We start from the raw sequence: 17,647 nt of genomic DNA, 5'->3' as shown, positions 1-17,647 counted from the left end.
TAAATAAACATTCCCCTCTTTAAATATAGTAAAGGAAAACATAGAAAAATACAAATTAAAGTTATTTTTTCTTAACCGGAATCCAAACTTCAAACTTTGCATTCATAGGATCTTCATTTAAATAAACCTCTACATCTGGTCCGTTATCATATTCATATCCTGATGTAGGAAGCCACTCGGTCACTATTCGCTTTTCTAATTCCTGTATTGCCTGCGGGCACTGACCTTCACCTGAAAATATTGCCCAAGTAAAAGGCTGAACCATATATTCTTCTAATGTATCATCTATAGCTTTTGTACTTGCAACAGCTATAAAATATCTCCAATCCTCCAGACTATTGCAGACACTTACTCCCAGTATCCCTGCTAATGGGGTGTCCATCATAGTAACTAATTTCTGTACCGTTCCATCCATAGCCGCTTTTTGCCACATTTGTGGAACAATTTCAAAATTCTTTTCAATCTCTTTATTCAGAGGCTGTGCAACCCCCACAATACGGAAACTATCTTTCTTTTCAATTCTGTAAATCATTTCTTCTGCTCCTTTTATACTAATTTTGAAGCTGATCGGTGTAAAAGCCCTCAATGGAATTGTACTCTCTTTTACAACGGATGGTGCAACGCCGTGTATGCTTTGGAAAGCCCGATTAAAAGCTGTTGGAGAAGTATAACCATACTTAAGGGCAACATCAATAATCTTTTCACCACCATTTTGCAAATCAACTGCAGCAAGGGACATACGTCTGCGGCGAATGTATTCAGAAAGGGGAACATTTGCCATATAGGCAAACATTCTTTGAAAGTGATAGGTTGAACAACAGGCAACTTTTGCCACCTGTTCATAATCAATCTCTTCTGTAATATGTTCCTCGATATAGTTTATTGCTTTATTTAGTCTTTCAATCCATTCCATGTAATCAGCTCCTTATGATTAAGTATAATATCTATAGATTGTTTTTCCTCTCTTTTCGTGCACAAATTAACGAGCAGACCTTCTTACTTCATCAGATTATCAAATAAATTATCTAATTCTTCTTTTACCTTTTGCCCATACACCTCGGCTATGTTCATGCTACTGTTCATAAATTCTTTCATCTCTCCCCAGCTCATCTTTATATTTTCTGTCCCCCCACTTTTAATCCAGTTACGAAAAACTTTATTATCTTTCGCCGCTTCTTCACCAACTGCCTCTTTAAAAGCCCGCCATTGTATACGGTCTATACTGAAACCAAACGCAACATGGGCCTCATTGCTTATAACCCCCATACCCCATAAACGATCCATTACTTCTACTTTACTTTCCAAACTTCCGTCATCTGGAATATCTTGCTTTATCCTCTGTATAATTTCAGAATTTGATAAACCCTGATAATCTTTACATGCTAAAATGCCTCTTATTTATACTGCATTCCCCTTTTTTCTTATTATCTTAACATAATGCTCTTTTTGTAAAAAATGTCAATACAATCTGTTTAAGATGTTGCCTCCAAAGTATGAAATGTGATTTTTGCTCAATTTTTATAACAAAAATCCACTATAACCATATTAATGGTAAATAGTGGACTAATAATGAGATTCCTTAATTTAAGTTTCTGTATTCAATTTTTTATTTTTCGTATGCTAATAAAACAATATCTTTTCCTTCTTTTGTTTTAATCTGATTTTGTACACTATTAAGAGCTTTAACGTCTTCTGATGAAATATCAGCAAAATTCATATTTTGTGTATCCATACCTTTTATCCTTTCACAATTTAATTATGCGTATAGCTTATGTAGTTTTCATAAAAAATATAATAAAAGTATTTGGATAAAATACACAGTTAAAATAAATAAAAAAAGCCTTAAGATCTATTATAATCTCAAGGTTTTATTATTTAATCAATTTGATGTTAGTGACAAAAAATCTTTAGCACTTAATTGAATTTCTTCTTTTCCTTTTAATATTTCCGCTGATGAGTCATCATGAGCACGTTTATCTTCATTGTTAAGTTTACAATCAGCTTTCGCCTCTGTTTTTACATCATCCTTATAAGCATTAATTGCACTATCCACTTTTTTCATTAAAGCATGCCATTCTTTTTCAGACATCATTATGTTTTTTTCTTGATCATTTTTCAAATCATCATCCATCTTTTTCTTGACTTTTTCTTTCCAACCCAATACTTCATGTTTAAATAAATCAGTCCTATTTGTCTCTGTATCACTTTTAGATTTTGCACTTGCTGTTTTTAATGACGCATAAGTATTGTAGTAATTATTTAGCCCTGATATTCCCATAATAAATTCCTCCCTATAAAAATACAACCAGACTTCTTTCTCAGAAATCTGCTTGTATCTATGGTGCGGATAACAGGATTCGAACCTGCATGTCTGTTCAACACACGGACCTGAACCGTGCGCGTCTGCCAATTCCGCCATATCCGCATATTATTTAATTGTACAACGTAAACCAAACATTTACATTTTATTCTTCTTTACTTTACATGTCAATTACAAATTATGATATCTTATATGTATATTTTATAATATTAACCGTTTAAAGCTTTATTAACTGCATTAATTAATAAATCTGATTTAACTGGTTTAACTAAGAAATCAATTGCCCCTAATTCTACCGCCTCTGCAATAAATGATTCTTGACCCATGGCGGAACATATAATTACCTTTGCGGAAGGATTAAATGCTTTTATATCTCTCAAAACTTCTATCCCTGAAATATCGCCCATAGTTATATCTAACAACACTAAGTCTGGACCTTCTGATCTATACATCATTATACCATCAGTACCACAACTAGCCTCAATAATATCAATATCTTCAATGTTAGTTAAATAATTTTTAAATAGTCCTCTCATGAATTCTGCATCATCAATTAGTAAAATCTTTCTCATAAATCACTTGCTTGAAACTTCTACCAATAATTTAATTACTCATTGGCTGTTAAGTCCTTGCACCCTCCTCTAAAAATAACTTTAATATACTCACTTTTTTATATCATAGTACAAATTTTTTATTTTGTCTACCATCTTTAACTTACAATGCGAGCTTAGTATTACCTTTGTAAGCTGTATCCTTCTGTATTTAAAATTATAGTTTATATTCCTATAAATCTATAAAAGTTCTGCTCCAATTTTTCCTCTACAATTGCTTGATTTATATGCTTTTCTTCTGCAATAGCCTTTATGGTTTCTCTTAAAACCCCTGGGATTTCCTTTGCCTTTATTGTTCTAGCTATTGCCCATTCCACTGCACTTATTCCATCTGTTTCAACCAGCAGCCTTTCTAAGGGTACTAAGCTTATAACCTTTTTTACAGCAAAGCTAGTTTTATAGTTAGGGCCTACGGTAAAGTAGCAATCCTGCTCTATAAAATTTTCCAGATACTGTTCACAGGAATACCAATGCACCAGCTTTCTAACAGAATAGTCTTTTAAGATTTCCTCAATCTGCTTTTCCTGTCCCTTTGTATGCAGTACAACAGGTTTTCCCAAAGTTTCAGCCATATTCATCTGTTCTATAAAAATCTTCCTTTGTAATGTCAAATCGCAGTCACACCAGACACTATCCATACCAATTTCTCCAATGGCATGAGCTTTTTCATAGAAGGGTTTCAGGGAATGAATATCCTTTGTGCCCATGCAAAACTCATCAACATTCCATGGATGAATGCCAAAAGAGATATAAACTCCAGGTATTTTGGATAATTCCTCATATTCAGAAATACAAGCAGCATTGGCTAGAACCCCCAATTGCTTTTCTTCTATTAACTTTTTAAACTCAGTAAGCTGTTCTGGATCTTTCTTTTCAATTCCAATACCTAGACCAACGCCAGTATCTATATGGGTATGACTGTCAAATATCACCTTAGTCCATTCCTTTCAGTATACGATAAATCTCCTTGCGTATCTCATGCTGTTCAAACAGCCATTCCTTATTACGCACTTTCTGAGTGATAACAATTTCCTTTTTTACCGAAGCCGGTTTTCCTGATAAAACCAAGACCCTGTCTGACAAATAAATTGCTTCATCTATATCGTGTGTTACAAGAATCATAGTCCTTCCCAGCTCCTTTCTTATGTTCAGCAGCCAATCCTGCATATCTCCTCTGGTGATAACATCCAGCGCTCCAAAAGGCTCATCTAAAAGTAATATATCAGCGTTGCAAAGAGCTGTCCTTAAAAAAGCCGCTCTCTGCCTCATGCCGCCAGAGAGTTGAGCTGGATACTTATTTTCATATCCAGCTAACCCAAATTTAGCAAAGTTTTTCATGGCCTGTACTTTAGCATTTTTTACGTCCCCATGAATTCTGCCATATAAACAAACATTATCCAGTATAGACTTCCATGGGAACAACAAATCCTGCTGGGGCATATAGGCAAAATGCTGGGATATTCCATTGATTAATGTATCATCTATAAAAACCTGCCCTGAATCTGCTTTTAGAATACCTGCCATAATGTTAAGCAAAGTTGATTTTCCGCACCCAGAAGGTCCCAATATGCTAACAAATTCTCCTTCTTGAGCCTCCATATTCATTTTTTGCAAAATAGTCTCGCCCTGAAAAGAGCAGCTCACATCCGTAACCTTCAACTTCATATCATCAACCTTCTTTAAATCAGAACTCTTATCTTTTCATCAAACTACTTTGGCAAGAATTCATTCGTATAACAATCTGATGCAGCAATTTTCTTCTTGATCAGGCCATTCTCCATCATAAAATCTGTGTAATTATCCCAGACAGAATCCTTCATTAGACCCCAAGTATCACTGTCTTCACTATATTTACCAGCTAAGTAAGCCTGTGATTCCTTCAACATATCTAAGTCATACGAATCAGCATACTTGTGCAAAATTTCTGCTGCGGCATCCGAATTAGCGATGGCATATTCATACCCCTTTGTTGTTGCTGCTAAGAATGCTTTTACCATTTCAGGGTCCTTCTCAAGCGTACTGTCATTAGCTATAATTACTGGTGTATAGTAGTCTAAACGTGGATCAAGTTCTCTCAGTTCCATATAATTTACATCAATGCCTTGTCTTTTGGCACCTATTCCATCCCATGCCCAGAACATCCAGATAATATCAATGTCTCCTTTTAGCATATCATAGCTTAAGCTATCTGTTGTAATCATCTTTAATTTTTTAAAATCAGCGCCTGATTTTTCCATTACCGCATGAATAACTGCTTCTTCCCCTGGTGATCCCCATCCAGAATAAGTCTTTCCTTCAAAGTCTTTTGGCGACGTAATGTTTTTTCCTTTATAAGCCGCAAAACCAGAAGTATTGTGCTGAATAACCGCTGCTATAGCCTTAATGGGAAGAGGATCTTCAGCAGCAAGTGCATAGGTAACATCTTCCTGATAACTAATACCAAAATCGCCTTTTCCTGCGGCAATCAAAGTTGCTGTAGCTCCGTCAGTAGGTTCAATAATATTCACATTTAATCCTGCTTCTTCATAGTAGCCTAAGTCTTTCGCCGCATAAATACCTGTATGATTGGTATTTGGAACATAGTCCAAAATCACTGTAACATCACGAAGTTTTTTTTCTTTTTCTGCATCATTCTGACTTTTCCCACCGCAGGCACCCATAGACATAACCATAGTCAGAATCAGTCCTAAAGCCAATAATTTCTTTTTCATTTTCCTTCTCCTTAATTCTTCCGCAAGTGCGGCATTAAAAAATATTGTAACAGTTTAACACAACCATTCATTAACAGGCTGAGTAAAACGATAACAACAACACATGCAAATACTTTGTCCAGCATAAATCCATTTTTCACCCTTAACATATAGTAGCCAAGACCACTATTAGAAGAAAGCCATTCACCAACCACTGCTCCTGTAATGCTGTATGTAGCCGCCACTCTAAGTCCAGAGAACAGAGATGAAGCTGCTGCAGGGATTTTAACCATACAATAGATTTTCAAGCTTCCTGCTCCAAACAATCTTGCCAGATTTACTTGGTTAATATCAACATGTTTCATTCCATCTGCAAAATTTATAACAATAGGGAAAAAACACATCAGTATTACAATCAAAATTTTAGGAGCCATGCCAAAGCCTAAATATATAATCAGAATTGGAGCTAAAACAATTACTGGCACAGTCTGACTTACTACCAGAATAGGGTATACAGCAGTTCGGAACAATTCATATTTATCCATTATAATAGCCAATATAACTCCAAACACTGTGGCAATAATCAGACCTATAACCGTTTCTTTTAAGGTAACCATTCCGTGCATGAAAAGCATGCTCCGTTCTGAAATCAGAGCACAACATATTTTTGATGGTGCAGGTAAGATATATAAGGGAATCTCCGCAATACGTACGGACATTTCCCATACAGCCAGAATCAGTAAAAAGACTACCATAGGAACCCATATTTTTTTATTACTTATTGTTTTCATGTCACTTTTCCTAACTAATGCTATTTATATTTGCCACTTTGCATAAGGCAAACAAAAAGAGCGCTTCTTTTGGAAACACTCTTAAAAATTCTTATCTTAATCCTTAATTTTAAAAGCTTTCCTATCGATGGTACTAACCATATCAGGTTCAAAGGGTTTAGCATCAAGCATTCTCAGCTGAACCAGTAGTCCAGCACCCCTAGCATGTTTTATTCATCTATATCATGAGTCTACACCAAACCAGTCCAGTTGTAAAGTCCTTTGCTTCAGCGGAATACACCTTTTTTCTCCATTTCCTTAATCTGTTCCTTAGTAAATCCAAGCTGCTCTATAACCTCATAGGTATGATAACCGATAGGATATCCTCCTTGTTTATATTCAATGGGGCACTCTGAAAGCTTTATAGGGGAACCTAATTGTTTTACCGTTTTTCCTTCTGATTCAGGCACGACCACATCAACCACCATTTTTCTTGCCTGCATATGCTCATCTTTAATCAAAGCCTCTTCCAGATTGAGAACTGGTTCTACACATACGTCTTTATCATTAAAAATTTCCATCCAGTCCTTAAGACTTTTTTCCTTAATCCGACTTATTATATCTGCTTTTACCTCTGCTATATCTGCAGGCCAAACGGTGCCTTCTATGTATTCAGGTCTTCCTATACACGTACAAAAATTGTTCCAAAACTTTGGTTCCAGGCATCCCACACTTAGATATTTCCCATCTTTTGTCTCGTAGAAATCATATATGCAGCCCCCATTCAACCTTTCTTCTTCTCTTCCAGGTTCTTTTCCAGTAGCTAAAAAGGCTGCTCCATCCATAGAGTTAAAAGGAATTAAACCATCATACATAGACACATCCACCTGCTGCCCTTTGCCTGTATTATTTCTATAATGAACTGCTGCCAGAATACCAATAACCGAATTCATTGACCCTACTGCCACATCTGCTATCTGCATATTGGTCAATACAGGCCCTGTGGATTTTCTTCCAGCCTGTGCCATGTTACCACTTCTTGAAAGATAATTTATATCATGACCGGCCTTCATTTTTAGTGGGCCCGTCTGACCATATCCAGTTAGAGAACAATAGATAAGTTCGGGATTAACAGCCTTTAATGTTTCATATCCAAGGCCTAATTTCTCCATAACTCCAGGCCTGAACTGTTCCATTACGATGTCATATTCCAAAATTAATTTTTTTATAATCTCAATTGACTGAGCGTCTTTCAAATTTAATGATATGGTCTTTTTATTTCTTCCAAGCCATGCCTGATTTACTGAGATTTCTGTACCTTCAACAAAAGGCGGATAGTCTATAACTATATCCGCCTTACTTTTTGAACTTACTTTTAAAACCTCCGCTCCCATGTCTGCTAACATAAGCGTTGCAAATGGTCCTGGTAACAATGTTGAAAAATCTAAAATTTTCAATCCAGCTAGTGCTCCCATAATATACTCCCTGCTTTTCTAAACAATAAGTTATTGACGATAGGCTAGTCACACTCTACCGGAGTGAGTTCTCCAGTGACTGAATCCATTATAAATCCTCTGATTCTCACATTCTTAGGAATTAACGGATGGTGGATTAAAATATCCAAAGTATTTTTGACAGAAGTCTCAACACAGTCAAATCCGCCCAGCCAGGTGTCAAAATCTACACCACAATAATGAAGAAGATTTATATCTTCCTCTGATACGCCCCTGTCCTTTAATTTCTGAATCATCTTTTGAGCATCCATACTCTGTGCTCCACAATCTGTGTGCCCAATAACCATAATATCTTCTACCTGCAAATCTAATATAGCTACAAGCAGACTACGGACAGCACTTCCAAAAGGATGAGATACGACACCACCAGCATTCTTTATAATCTTTGCATCCCCGTTTTTTACTCCCAGAGCCGCAGGCAGCAATTCCAACAGCCGCGTATCCATACAAGTTAATATTGCCAATTTTTTATCTGGATATTTGTTGGTAATGTACTTTTCATAACCTTTATCTTCTACAAACTTTTTATTGAATTCCAGGATATCATTGATCATCTTCCTATTCCTCCATTACATTTCTCTTTTTTTACGTTTTTTACGTATGCTGTTTGTAAATATTACACCTACAGAAAATATAACAAATACAGGCATTACCCAGTCAAGGTAGGCTTCATCTTGAGATAAAATATCAGTCCATAACTGATCCATAAACAAATTTGTGTTTTCTGATAAATTAACAAATGACTGAGTTTCCTTCAACTCTTCTTCTGGCGGATACAAGTTCTTGTCATTACGTATCTCTGCATCTAAAAGCTTTACTGCCTCGTCGTTTGGGGATGAGTACATAATATATTCAGCATTGCTGGCCGCCACTTGAGGTTCATTTAGATAGTTAATATACATTTCTGCTGCTTCCTTATTTTTGGCATCAGCCGGGATACATACAGCATCAATATAGAGATTTGTATTCTTTGGTATGAATACATCCAAATCCGGATTCACGCCCTTCATTACATAGTAATCCCCTATATAATACGGTGCAATAGCGGCTTCATTTCCTTGCATTTTATCAAAAATCTGGTCCATAACGTAAGCCTGAACTAAAGGTTTTTGTTGCTTTAATAATTCTGCTGCTTCCTCCAGCTCTTTATGGTTCTCCGTATTTATATTGTACCCCAGTTTTTCAAGTGCAATCGCAAAAGCATCTCGGGAATTCTTAAACATAAGTATTTCACCTGAATATTTGGTATTCCATAGTTCATCTATACTTTTTATCTTATGCCCTATCATTTTTTTATTGTAAATAATACAAACACGCCCCCACATATAGGGGACCGAATAAAGGTTCCCCGGGTCATAATCCGGATTTCTAAATCCTTTGCCTATGTACTTAAAGTTAGGAATGTTCTCATAATTTAATGGCTGCACCATTTTTTCCTGAATAAGTCTGGATACCATATAATCCGATGGAAATATAACATCATAGGAATTAGCTCCACTCTTTAGTTTTGCATACATACCTTCATTGGTTTCATAATTTGAATAGTTTACCTTTATTCCTGTAAGCTTTTCAAATTCACCATTGATATCCATTTGACCTGCCTCACCATTTGAAAGATATTCTCCCCAATTATACACATTTATTTCAATATCTTTTCCTTTAAGACGGCCATAATATTGTCGGTCATAGGTCTGAATATTTTTTCCATCATGTTGTGTTTCTGCTACAACGGATACAGGTGGAATCAACAGTAATAAAACCATAATTAATGTAAATTGAAAACTTAAGATACCTTTTACAGTTTTCTTATTTAACATGATCTCGTGCACCACCCTTCCACTTTACACTGCTATATTTAGATTTTCTTTCTGCCTTACGTTCAAGCAGATTCACAATCACTAAAACAACAAGTACTGCAATAAAAATCATAGTGGACAAAGCATTTATTTCAGGACTTATACGTTTCTTTGTCATGGCATAAATCATAACAGATAATGTCTGGTGTTTCGCTCCCGTTGTAAAATAGGATACTACAAAATCATCCATTGAAAAAGTTAGTGCCATAAGGAATCCAGCTATAATTCCGGGCTTGATTTCGTGAATCGCAACCTTTAGAAAGGCCTGTAAAGGATTGCATCCCAGATCCATAGCCGCCTCTACCAGTGAATGATCCAATTGGCGTAGTTTAGGGAGAACATTTAATATGACATAGGGAACATTAAACGTAATATGCGCTAGTATCAATGTTGTCCATCCAAATTCGAAATCCATTCCCATTGTTGCAAACCATTTTTTCGCTGTAACAAATAAAAGCATAAAGGACACACCTGTTATTATTTCAGGGTTGATAATAGGTACATAAGTTAAATTCATCACCACAGATTTTAGTTTTGCGTCCATTTTTTCCATTCCTATGGCTGCTGCTGTACCCATAATAGTAGCAATTACTGATGAAATGAGTGCCACTACAAGAGTGGTCCATAGTGCATCTAAAATAGCTCCATCACTAAATAGTTGTGTAAACCACTTTGTCGTAAATCCAGTAAAAGTTCTTCCTTTTGAATCATTGAAAGAGAAGATTATAAGTATCATGATCGGCAGATATAAAAATGCCATGAATACTCCGATATATGTTTTTGAATACCATCTCACAGTAGTCTTTCCTCCACTCCTTCATCATCAAGAAATCCTGATACACTCATGCACATCAGAACTAATAACATAAGTACTAACGAAATGGCTGAACCCAAATTTGGGTTGTATGCATTCCCTAGGAATTGCATTTCAATGATATCCCCAATTAGCTGATTGTGACCGCCTCCTAACATTTGTGAAATGATAAAAGTGCTCACAGCAGGTACAAAAACCATCATTACACCCGTTTTAATGCCAGGTTTGCTTAAAGGAAATACGATTTTGGTAAATACATCTTTTGGGCCAGCCCCTAAATCCTGCGCTGCTTCAATCACATCATTTTGAATTTTTACCATTACCGAATGCAGGGGTAAAATCATAAATGGAATGTAATTATAAATCATGCCCAGCACAACCGCTCCCTGAGTATTTATCATATTTAAATGTCCTAATCCTATAAACCCTAGCATCTGATTTACGATGCCGTTATTTTCTAAAATAGTCATCCATGCATAAGTTCTCAGCAAAAAGTTCATCCACATAGGAAGCATTAGAAGCATCAGCAAAGTTCTGCTTCCAATTCCTCTCATTCTTGACATAAGATAAGCAAGAGGATAACCAATAATCAGGCAAAGAACGGTAGACACTGCTGCCAGCCAGATGGATTTTACAAATACAGACGAATATCGTCCTGCAAGCACTAAGTTATCCATACTTAAGCTTCCCTGCATATCCGTAAATGCAAAATACATAATCAAACCCAAAGGCACAGCAATAAATACTACTGTCCACATCAGATATGGATAAGCCACCTGTCTTGAATTCATTCCTTTTCCTCCATTTTTCTCATAACATGTATATCGTTTGGAGTTAGAATCATCCCTATCATTTTTCCAACTTCCTGACTGTCTGTAGAATGAATAAGCCATTTAAACCCGTGCCCGCTTACTGTAATTTCGTAATGAACCCCTTTAAATATAATATCCTCTACCCTGCCCGTTATTTTTCCCTGCTCTATAGGAACTACGTCTATGTCCTCTGGTCTTATAACTACCTCAACAGCTTCCATAGGTTCAAAACCTGAATCTTCGCATTCAAAAAGAACCCCCGCAAATTCAACAAGATAGTCTTTATGCATTACCCCACTGAGAATATTGCTTTCCCCAATAAAATCAGCTACGAAAGCATTTGCTGGTTCATTGTAAATATCCTGAGGCGTACCACTCTGCAATATCTTCCCATTTCTCATTACGATAACCCGGTCTGACATAGTTAAGGCCTCTTCCTGGTCGTGAGTTACGTATACAAACGTTATTTTTAAAGCCTGCTGAATCTTCTTCAATTCTATCTGCATATCTTTTCTCAGTTTTAAATCAAGAGCACCTAATGGTTCGTCTAGCAAAAGCACCTTTGGTTCATTTATAAGTGCTCTAGCAATTGCTACTCTCTGCTGCTGCCCTCCTGATAACTGATTAATTTTTCTATTTTCAAAACCTGACAGATTCACAAGCTCCAACATAGACTCAACCTTTTTATGAATCTGGTCCGCAGGCATTTTCTTCAGTCTAAGTCCAAAAGCCACATTTTCAAATACATTTAAATGCGGGAATAATGCATATCGTTGAAATACCGTATTTACATGCCTCTGATAAGGCGGCAGTTCATTAATCCGCTTCCCATCAAAAAAAACATTGCCTGCCACAGGTTCTACAAATCCGCCTATAATTCTTAAAGTGGTAGTCTTCCCACAACCTGATGGCCCTAAAAAAGTAATAAACTCCTCATTGCGTATATCAAGATTCAAATTGTCTATTACTCTTTCTCCATCATATTCTGCTGCTATATTCTGCAAGCTGACAACAATGTCATTCTTCATTATTCATCCTCCGAAAATTAGTACAGTGATTACTCTAAATAAGTATTATATCATGCCTGCTATTTTACTTCAATTGAATAAAAATGTAGTTTCACTACTCAAAAAAAACAACAGCAAGGTGTTTACCACCCTGCCGTATATAGTTTCTCTTTATTAATGATTGTAATTATTAATGATTTCTGATAATAGTATCAAATCTCATCAGCATTACTGCAACCTCTGCTCTGGAGGTTACGGAATTGGGATTAAGCATATTTCTGTTATTTCCTTTTATGATCCCCTGTGCATTTGCCCATGCCATGGCCTCTTTGGACCATGAAGAAACCTGAGCACCGTCTGCAAAAGCAGAAATATTCTGTGTATCCTGTCCTCCTGTCTTTACAACACCCTTTTTCTGTGCCATCCTGTAAAGCAATGTTACAAGCTGCTCTTTTGTGATGTTTTCTTTTAATCTGTTATTGTCCATAAGATCATTGGCATCTCCACCCATTCTTCCAAGTACGGTTCTGAACATTTCTCTTGTCATTGGATTGTTTGGGCTGAAGGTGGTTACTGTAGTTCCTGCAAACCATCCATTGCCTATGGCATTAACTGTTCCCTCATAAAACCATGAGCTTTCCTTTACATCCTTCAAGCTTTTAACCTTTTCTGCCCCGTCCTTTTTAACTATTTCAAGGCTCTTTTGTGCTTCACTCTTGGATTGTGTTTCCTTCTGCTTTACCGTATCCGTTTGTTTTACTGCACTACTGCTGCCCCCACTGTGCTTACCGGAAGAACTGCTGCCATTTGTATTTACTATCACCGAATTGGTACTTCCAATGTTATTAAGCGTAAGTATAGCAACATTCCCCTGGCCATCAGTTATGGTACTACCATTTAAGAATATCTGATTATTCATAGAAATACCATCATTGTCATTGTTTCCTGAAACCACTGTATATCGAAATACAAGAGCAGTTGTCCCTGAGCCGCTCAAATAAGAAGCATTTACTGATCCACCTGAATTTAGAATAATCGAAATATATGGCGTTCCTCCTACAGTAGATACCATTATAGGTCTATCAAAATTAACAGTAAAATCAAGATTTTCCCCTGTAATATAAGTTTTATTTGTTGGTACACTAACCGAGTTAACTTTAGCAGCTGGTTTCGTAACTGTTATTACAAAAGTCTGACTAGCAGAAGAATCAACACCGCCATTTGCTGTTCCGCCATCATCCTTAAGGTATACTGTAATCGTTGCACTTCCTTCCTTTGTTGGATTAGGAGTAAAACTCAATTCGCCAGCCTGATTAATTGCCAGCTGAACTGTAAACAAAGTAGGATTATTATTGGAAACATTAAAGGATAATGTTTGTTCTGCCTCCGTGTCTCCGTCATTAATATTCGTAATAAAATTATTAAGGGTTTGCGCTCCTGCATTCTGAGCAACCGTTCTATCTGCTCCCTTAATAAATGATGGTGCATCATTTACAGGGGTAATATTAAATGTAACCGCAGCTAAATTAGAGTCGGCTGCTCCATCATTTGCTTTAAAAGAGATACTAGCAACACCTGTTCCACTTAAATTGTTTGTTGGAGTAAATGTGGCAGCATCTAAAGCAGTATTAATATCCGCAAGTGAACCTGATGCGGTAAAATTAGCAGAATGGTTTCCCACACCACCAAAGGTAATTCCTGTGGTTCCTAGAGTAACTATACCCCCTGTTACATTAATGGTAACTGTCTGACTATCACCATCACTGTCAGTGACTTGAATATCATCTGCTAAAGCCACATCCTGTTCATCCTCTAATACACTCGGGGCTGTATGTGCTGTAATTACAGGTGTCGAACTAGTATTTATCACTTGGGTTATGTCGAAAGTGGTATTAGTCATATTGGTCGCTGATACTGTAACTTTCCCTTTATAGTTCCCTACTGTTAGGCCATCTTTTGCTTTAACTGTAAAACTTGTATTCGGTGTAGTTGCACCTAACTCAGTGATAGTTGGTTGAGTAATTATGAAATTGTCAGCTCCCTCTCCATCTAAAGCTACTGATAGATTTTGCAGGATACCTGTTCCAGTCTTAGTTATATTTATTGTTTTTACTTCCTGACTTCCCCCAATATATCCTTCTTTCTTTGGTGCCATTGTCTGCTTATTTATTGGGGCTATAGTATATGTCGGTGCTCCTGAGATTACACTTACTTCAGAAGAGTATTCACTTTCTACACCTGTATTATAATTGTACGCTTTTACTTTAAAATAATATTGAAACCCCTTTTTTGCTGTTAGTAAACTGGTTGTCCCTGCTACATCTGATGCTTCTTTATATCCATCTGATACGTTACAATATACTAGGTATCTAGTAGCTCCTGCTACTTGGTTCCAGCTTAATGTTACTTCCTCCTCTGCCGTTATTGTTGCGGTCAATCCTGTAGGAGCATCTAAAACGGCGGTTTCTGCATTAACCGATAGCGTTTCAAAGCAGCCACTAAGAATTATCACAACTAGCATGAGTGCTATTTTTTTTAGGTAGGTTCTTTGTTTTCCCATAAAATTATCTCCTTATTTTAGATCCAGATACCGTGTTTCCATTATTAAAACCCATTATACAATTTTATGATAGCTCGAAGCACATTTCTATCACCCACTGGGTATTTATTTTAATCAAACATTTCCTTTTTAAGAAGTACACGAGAATTGATACCTAGCTTTGTAAACAGTCTTTTCATCTCCGACTTTACAGTATTAGGAGAAATGTAAAGCTTCTCAGCAATTTGCCGGTTATTCAGTCCCTCCACAGCCAAAAGTCCAATCTGGCGCTCTCGAGGAGTAATATCGGACATTTTCTTCATAAAATACTTACCCTGAATAGTTTCCACCGACCTCCTATAAGAATCATAATTCTCTTGTATTTTTCCAATAAAACATTGGTATCGCTCATTCTCTGAAATTTTCTCCAAAAGAGTTATAATCTCTCGTCCATTTTCAACAAACGGCATAATTAAATTGTCGTTTAAGGCGATGTCAAGTGCACAAAGCAGGGCAGTTTCCGCTTCCGTGCTACGAAGCAGCCTAACATCTGCTACTGCCTCATAAATATAGGTATAAATCAGAGCTAGTAAATTGGGAAAAATAGAAGCCTGACGGCGAAAAAGCTCTACAAGACCCAGTAGCTTAGAATCCTCACTTGTAAGCAGCAAGCTTTTTCCATAAACAATATTTGCATAGGCTACTGAATTAAATATCAAATGTTTCTCATATTGATTTTCTAGAATCCATTCCACAATCTGATCTGCTTGCTCTAATTCTGCATATATATATCCCTTACATAGATCCATAGCATATAGGAGCCAATACGTACGGGATTCTTCGGTCTCGTGACGTGCTAGATTTTCAATTTGGCTCATTAAGTCCGTTAATTGTGTAGATTGACCCCGGCACAGAGCTATTTTTGCCAATATAAATAAACCACACAGTTCAATATCCTCCTGCTGTTCTGCCCGGGCAAGAGAAATCCCCTCTAGTACAGCAATCTCTGCATTGTTATATTCTCCCTGATAATAGCTCCATTCTCCCCTAAAGATAGAGGCATAACCTTGGCCATGCCCGTTCGTACATTTTGTATAACATCCAGGTATCTTATTTACAAGAGTTATAAGATTTTCTAAATTTCCCGATTCATGGTAGTACAAGTAAAAAATTGATGGTGCTCCAAAAGTAAATACATTTTTTGTACTAATAAACCTTGGGGGTTCTTTAAGTAGTGCAAATGCCTTTTCGTGATATTCCCTCATCTTAAAAAGATCATTGTAAGCATTGTAGGATAAAACCAGTTGATATTCTCCCAAAAGCTGTGCACGTTCCTCATTGGAAAACTCAAGATTTGCCTGCATGGCATTATGAAAATCCCGGCAGCCCTGTGCAAACCATTCCGGCTCATGGAACCAGGTAGTCATATCCATACAAAAAGACAGGATGGACAAAGGATATCTCATTTTCACCTCTTCCGGGCATTCTCCATAACAGCGCAGTACTAACTCTTTATTCTCACCTCTTAAATCTCTGGGATTATCTGTGCCCAGCATTTCCATCACTCCATCAAAATGTCTGGCATGATAAAAACAGTCCATGGCTGAAATAAGCTGACCATCTTCCTGCAGTGCATTCCCCGTATTTCTCCACAGTTTTTTTTGTATTTCCTCTGGAAGTTTTCCAAATATCTCCCTAAGACATAATTGAAAAATATTATGTAACGAATATTTTCCAAATATCTCCTCATGAGTAGTAAAAGCATTAGAGTACAACAAATACCCCAATATTTTCTCCGTGTTTTCCTTTTGCCATACAGATTGTGCCTGCTTTAAGGTGAACGCGTCAAATTGGCAGACAGCTAAAAGAAAATCTTTCATTTCATCGTTTAAAGGCTCGTAGATTGTTTGATACACCAACTCAGGAACACTGGATGTAAACACAAAACTTCCGTGCTGCCTATAATCCAGCATAAACAGATATAGAGCAGATACCCAGCCCTCACTGAAGCGGTATAGCTGTTCCAGCTGCTGTTCTTCCAATTTGATGCCATGTATAAGATAATAGTGTTTTATATCCGCCTTGGAAAATGCTAGATCATCAAAAGCTATTATGCTTAGATAGCCCTTAAGCTGCAACTCTCTTGCCCCAGGTAATGCATTTCTGGTAATAAGAATTAGATGCAGGTTTTCAGGCATGTTTGTGATAAGTATCGATAGAAACTCATCGGCAATCTTGGATTTGACAAAGTGATAATCATCAATAATAAGAAAAGTGGTTCTTGCTATATGAAGTGACTCAAGCACCAACATCAATTCACGTTTCATAAACCTTCCTTCAAGCATCCCAATTGCCGAAAGTCTGCGTGCACATTCAACATCAATCTCTTCAACTGCATGATAAAATCCAGCCCAGAAATCACTTTCAGTCTTGTCATAAATCTTTTGCCATACTATATCCGCATTTATTTCAGCCATGGCTTCAGATATCAGCGTCGTTTTACCATAGCCCATAGGAGCTACTACTAGGGTGCATGGATAATTTACAAGCTGCTTCATCCTTTGATTCAGCTTGTCGCTAAAATAAACTATATGTTTTGTTCTATTTTTCTGTTGTTGCATAACATACCTCAGTTAACTTGTAAAGCCTTTCTCCTTTTAGTCCATTATATAACAATTATTTTATTAAAGCTTATATAAAGAGAAACAATCACG

17 protein-coding genes, 1 tRNA gene and 1 riboswitch are annotated in these 17,647 nt (G+C 36.7%); all 18 genes read right to left on the bottom strand.

What is annotated here, in order from left to right; translation table 11 throughout:
- Positions 1-61: 61 nt before the first annotated feature.
- A complete protein-coding gene (locus tag RTW14_RS03945) occupies positions 62-913 on the bottom strand; it encodes an AraC family transcriptional regulator (RefSeq protein ID WP_312648387.1) in 852 nt (283 codons plus the stop codon).
- A gap of 83 nt (positions 914-996) precedes the next feature.
- The gene (locus tag RTW14_RS03940) at positions 997-1,305 is read right to left on the bottom strand and encodes a hypothetical protein (RefSeq protein ID WP_312648386.1); all 309 of its coding nucleotides are present in this window, start codon (positions 1,303-1,305) and stop codon (positions 997-999) included.
- Between the two features lie 301 nt (positions 1,306-1,606).
- Positions 1,607-1,732: a hypothetical protein gene (locus RTW14_RS03935; protein ID WP_312648385.1), complete on the bottom strand. Its 126-nt coding sequence runs from the start codon at positions 1,730-1,732 to the stop codon at positions 1,607-1,609.
- 147 nt (positions 1,733-1,879) lie between these two features.
- On the bottom strand, positions 1,880-2,278 hold the full coding sequence (locus tag RTW14_RS03930; protein WP_312648384.1) for a hypothetical protein: 399 nt from the start codon (positions 2,276-2,278) through the stop codon (positions 1,880-1,882).
- Between the two features lie 61 nt (positions 2,279-2,339).
- Positions 2,340-2,425: transfer RNA gene (locus RTW14_RS03925), tRNA-Leu, on the bottom strand.
- A gap of 104 nt (positions 2,426-2,529) precedes the next feature.
- Complete coding sequence (locus RTW14_RS03920; protein ID WP_312648383.1) at positions 2,530-2,892, bottom strand: response regulator; 363 nt, start codon at positions 2,890-2,892, stop codon at positions 2,530-2,532.
- A gap of 203 nt (positions 2,893-3,095) precedes the next feature.
- Positions 3,096-3,863, bottom strand: coding sequence for a TatD family hydrolase (locus RTW14_RS03915; RefSeq protein ID WP_312648382.1), 768 nt, complete (start codon positions 3,861-3,863; stop codon positions 3,096-3,098).
- 1 nt (position 3,864) lies between these two features.
- Positions 3,865-4,596: an ABC transporter ATP-binding protein gene (locus RTW14_RS03910; protein ID WP_312648381.1), complete on the bottom strand. Its 732-nt coding sequence runs from the start codon at positions 4,594-4,596 to the stop codon at positions 3,865-3,867.
- A gap of 44 nt (positions 4,597-4,640) precedes the next feature.
- Positions 4,641-5,642: an ABC transporter substrate-binding protein gene (locus RTW14_RS03905; protein WP_312648380.1), complete on the bottom strand. Its 1,002-nt coding sequence runs from the start codon at positions 5,640-5,642 to the stop codon at positions 4,641-4,643.
- 11 nt (positions 5,643-5,653) lie between these two features.
- The gene (locus RTW14_RS03900) at positions 5,654-6,412 is read right to left on the bottom strand and encodes an ABC transporter permease (protein WP_312648379.1); all 759 of its coding nucleotides are present in this window, start codon (positions 6,410-6,412) and stop codon (positions 5,654-5,656) included.
- A 101-nt stretch (positions 6,413-6,513) separates the two neighbouring features.
- A riboswitch (TPP riboswitch) is annotated at positions 6,514-6,623 on the bottom strand.
- A gap of 55 nt (positions 6,624-6,678) precedes the next feature.
- On the bottom strand, positions 6,679-7,866 hold the full coding sequence (locus tag RTW14_RS03895) for a CaiB/BaiF CoA transferase family protein (RefSeq protein WP_312648378.1): 1,188 nt from the start codon (positions 7,864-7,866) through the stop codon (positions 6,679-6,681).
- Positions 7,867-7,910: 44 nt separating this feature from the next.
- Positions 7,911-8,459: a beta-class carbonic anhydrase gene (locus tag RTW14_RS03890; protein ID WP_312648377.1), complete on the bottom strand. Its 549-nt coding sequence runs from the start codon at positions 8,457-8,459 to the stop codon at positions 7,911-7,913.
- A 15-nt stretch (positions 8,460-8,474) separates the two neighbouring features.
- Entirely contained in the window at positions 8,475-9,722 is a 1,248-nt protein-coding gene (locus RTW14_RS03885) for an ABC transporter substrate-binding protein (RefSeq protein WP_312648376.1), read from the bottom strand.
- Entirely contained in the window at positions 9,712-10,557 is an 846-nt protein-coding gene (locus RTW14_RS03880; protein WP_331654390.1) for an ABC transporter permease, read from the bottom strand. The genes RTW14_RS03885 and RTW14_RS03880 overlap by 11 nt, the downstream gene beginning before the upstream one ends.
- Positions 10,554-11,366, bottom strand: a complete 813-nt coding sequence (locus RTW14_RS03875; RefSeq protein WP_312648375.1) for an ABC transporter permease — start codon at positions 11,364-11,366, stop codon at positions 10,554-10,556. Before RTW14_RS03875 ends, RTW14_RS03880 begins: the two co-directional genes overlap by 4 nt.
- Entirely contained in the window at positions 11,363-12,415 is a 1,053-nt protein-coding gene (potA, locus tag RTW14_RS03870) for a spermidine/putrescine ABC transporter ATP-binding protein (protein WP_312648374.1), read from the bottom strand. The genes RTW14_RS03875 and potA overlap by 4 nt, the downstream gene beginning before the upstream one ends.
- 169 nt (positions 12,416-12,584) lie before the next feature.
- Complete coding sequence (locus RTW14_RS03865; protein ID WP_312648373.1) at positions 12,585-14,954, bottom strand: S-layer homology domain-containing protein; 2,370 nt, start codon at positions 14,952-14,954, stop codon at positions 12,585-12,587.
- Between the two features lie 110 nt (positions 14,955-15,064).
- Positions 15,065-17,554 carry a LuxR C-terminal-related transcriptional regulator gene (locus RTW14_RS03860; RefSeq protein WP_312648372.1) on the bottom strand — a complete coding sequence of 830 codons (2,490 nt, stop codon included), beginning with the start codon at positions 17,552-17,554 and terminating at the stop codon, positions 15,065-15,067.
- Positions 17,555-17,647: the final 93 nt, after the last annotated feature.

Origin of the sequence: Aminipila sp. (genome assembly GCF_032051575.1) — a bacterium.
GTDB lineage: Bacteria > Bacillota > Clostridia > Peptostreptococcales > Anaerovoracaceae > Aminipila.
Note: the sequence above shows the minus strand (reverse complement) of the source record. Positions and strands in the feature narration are given on the sequence as shown.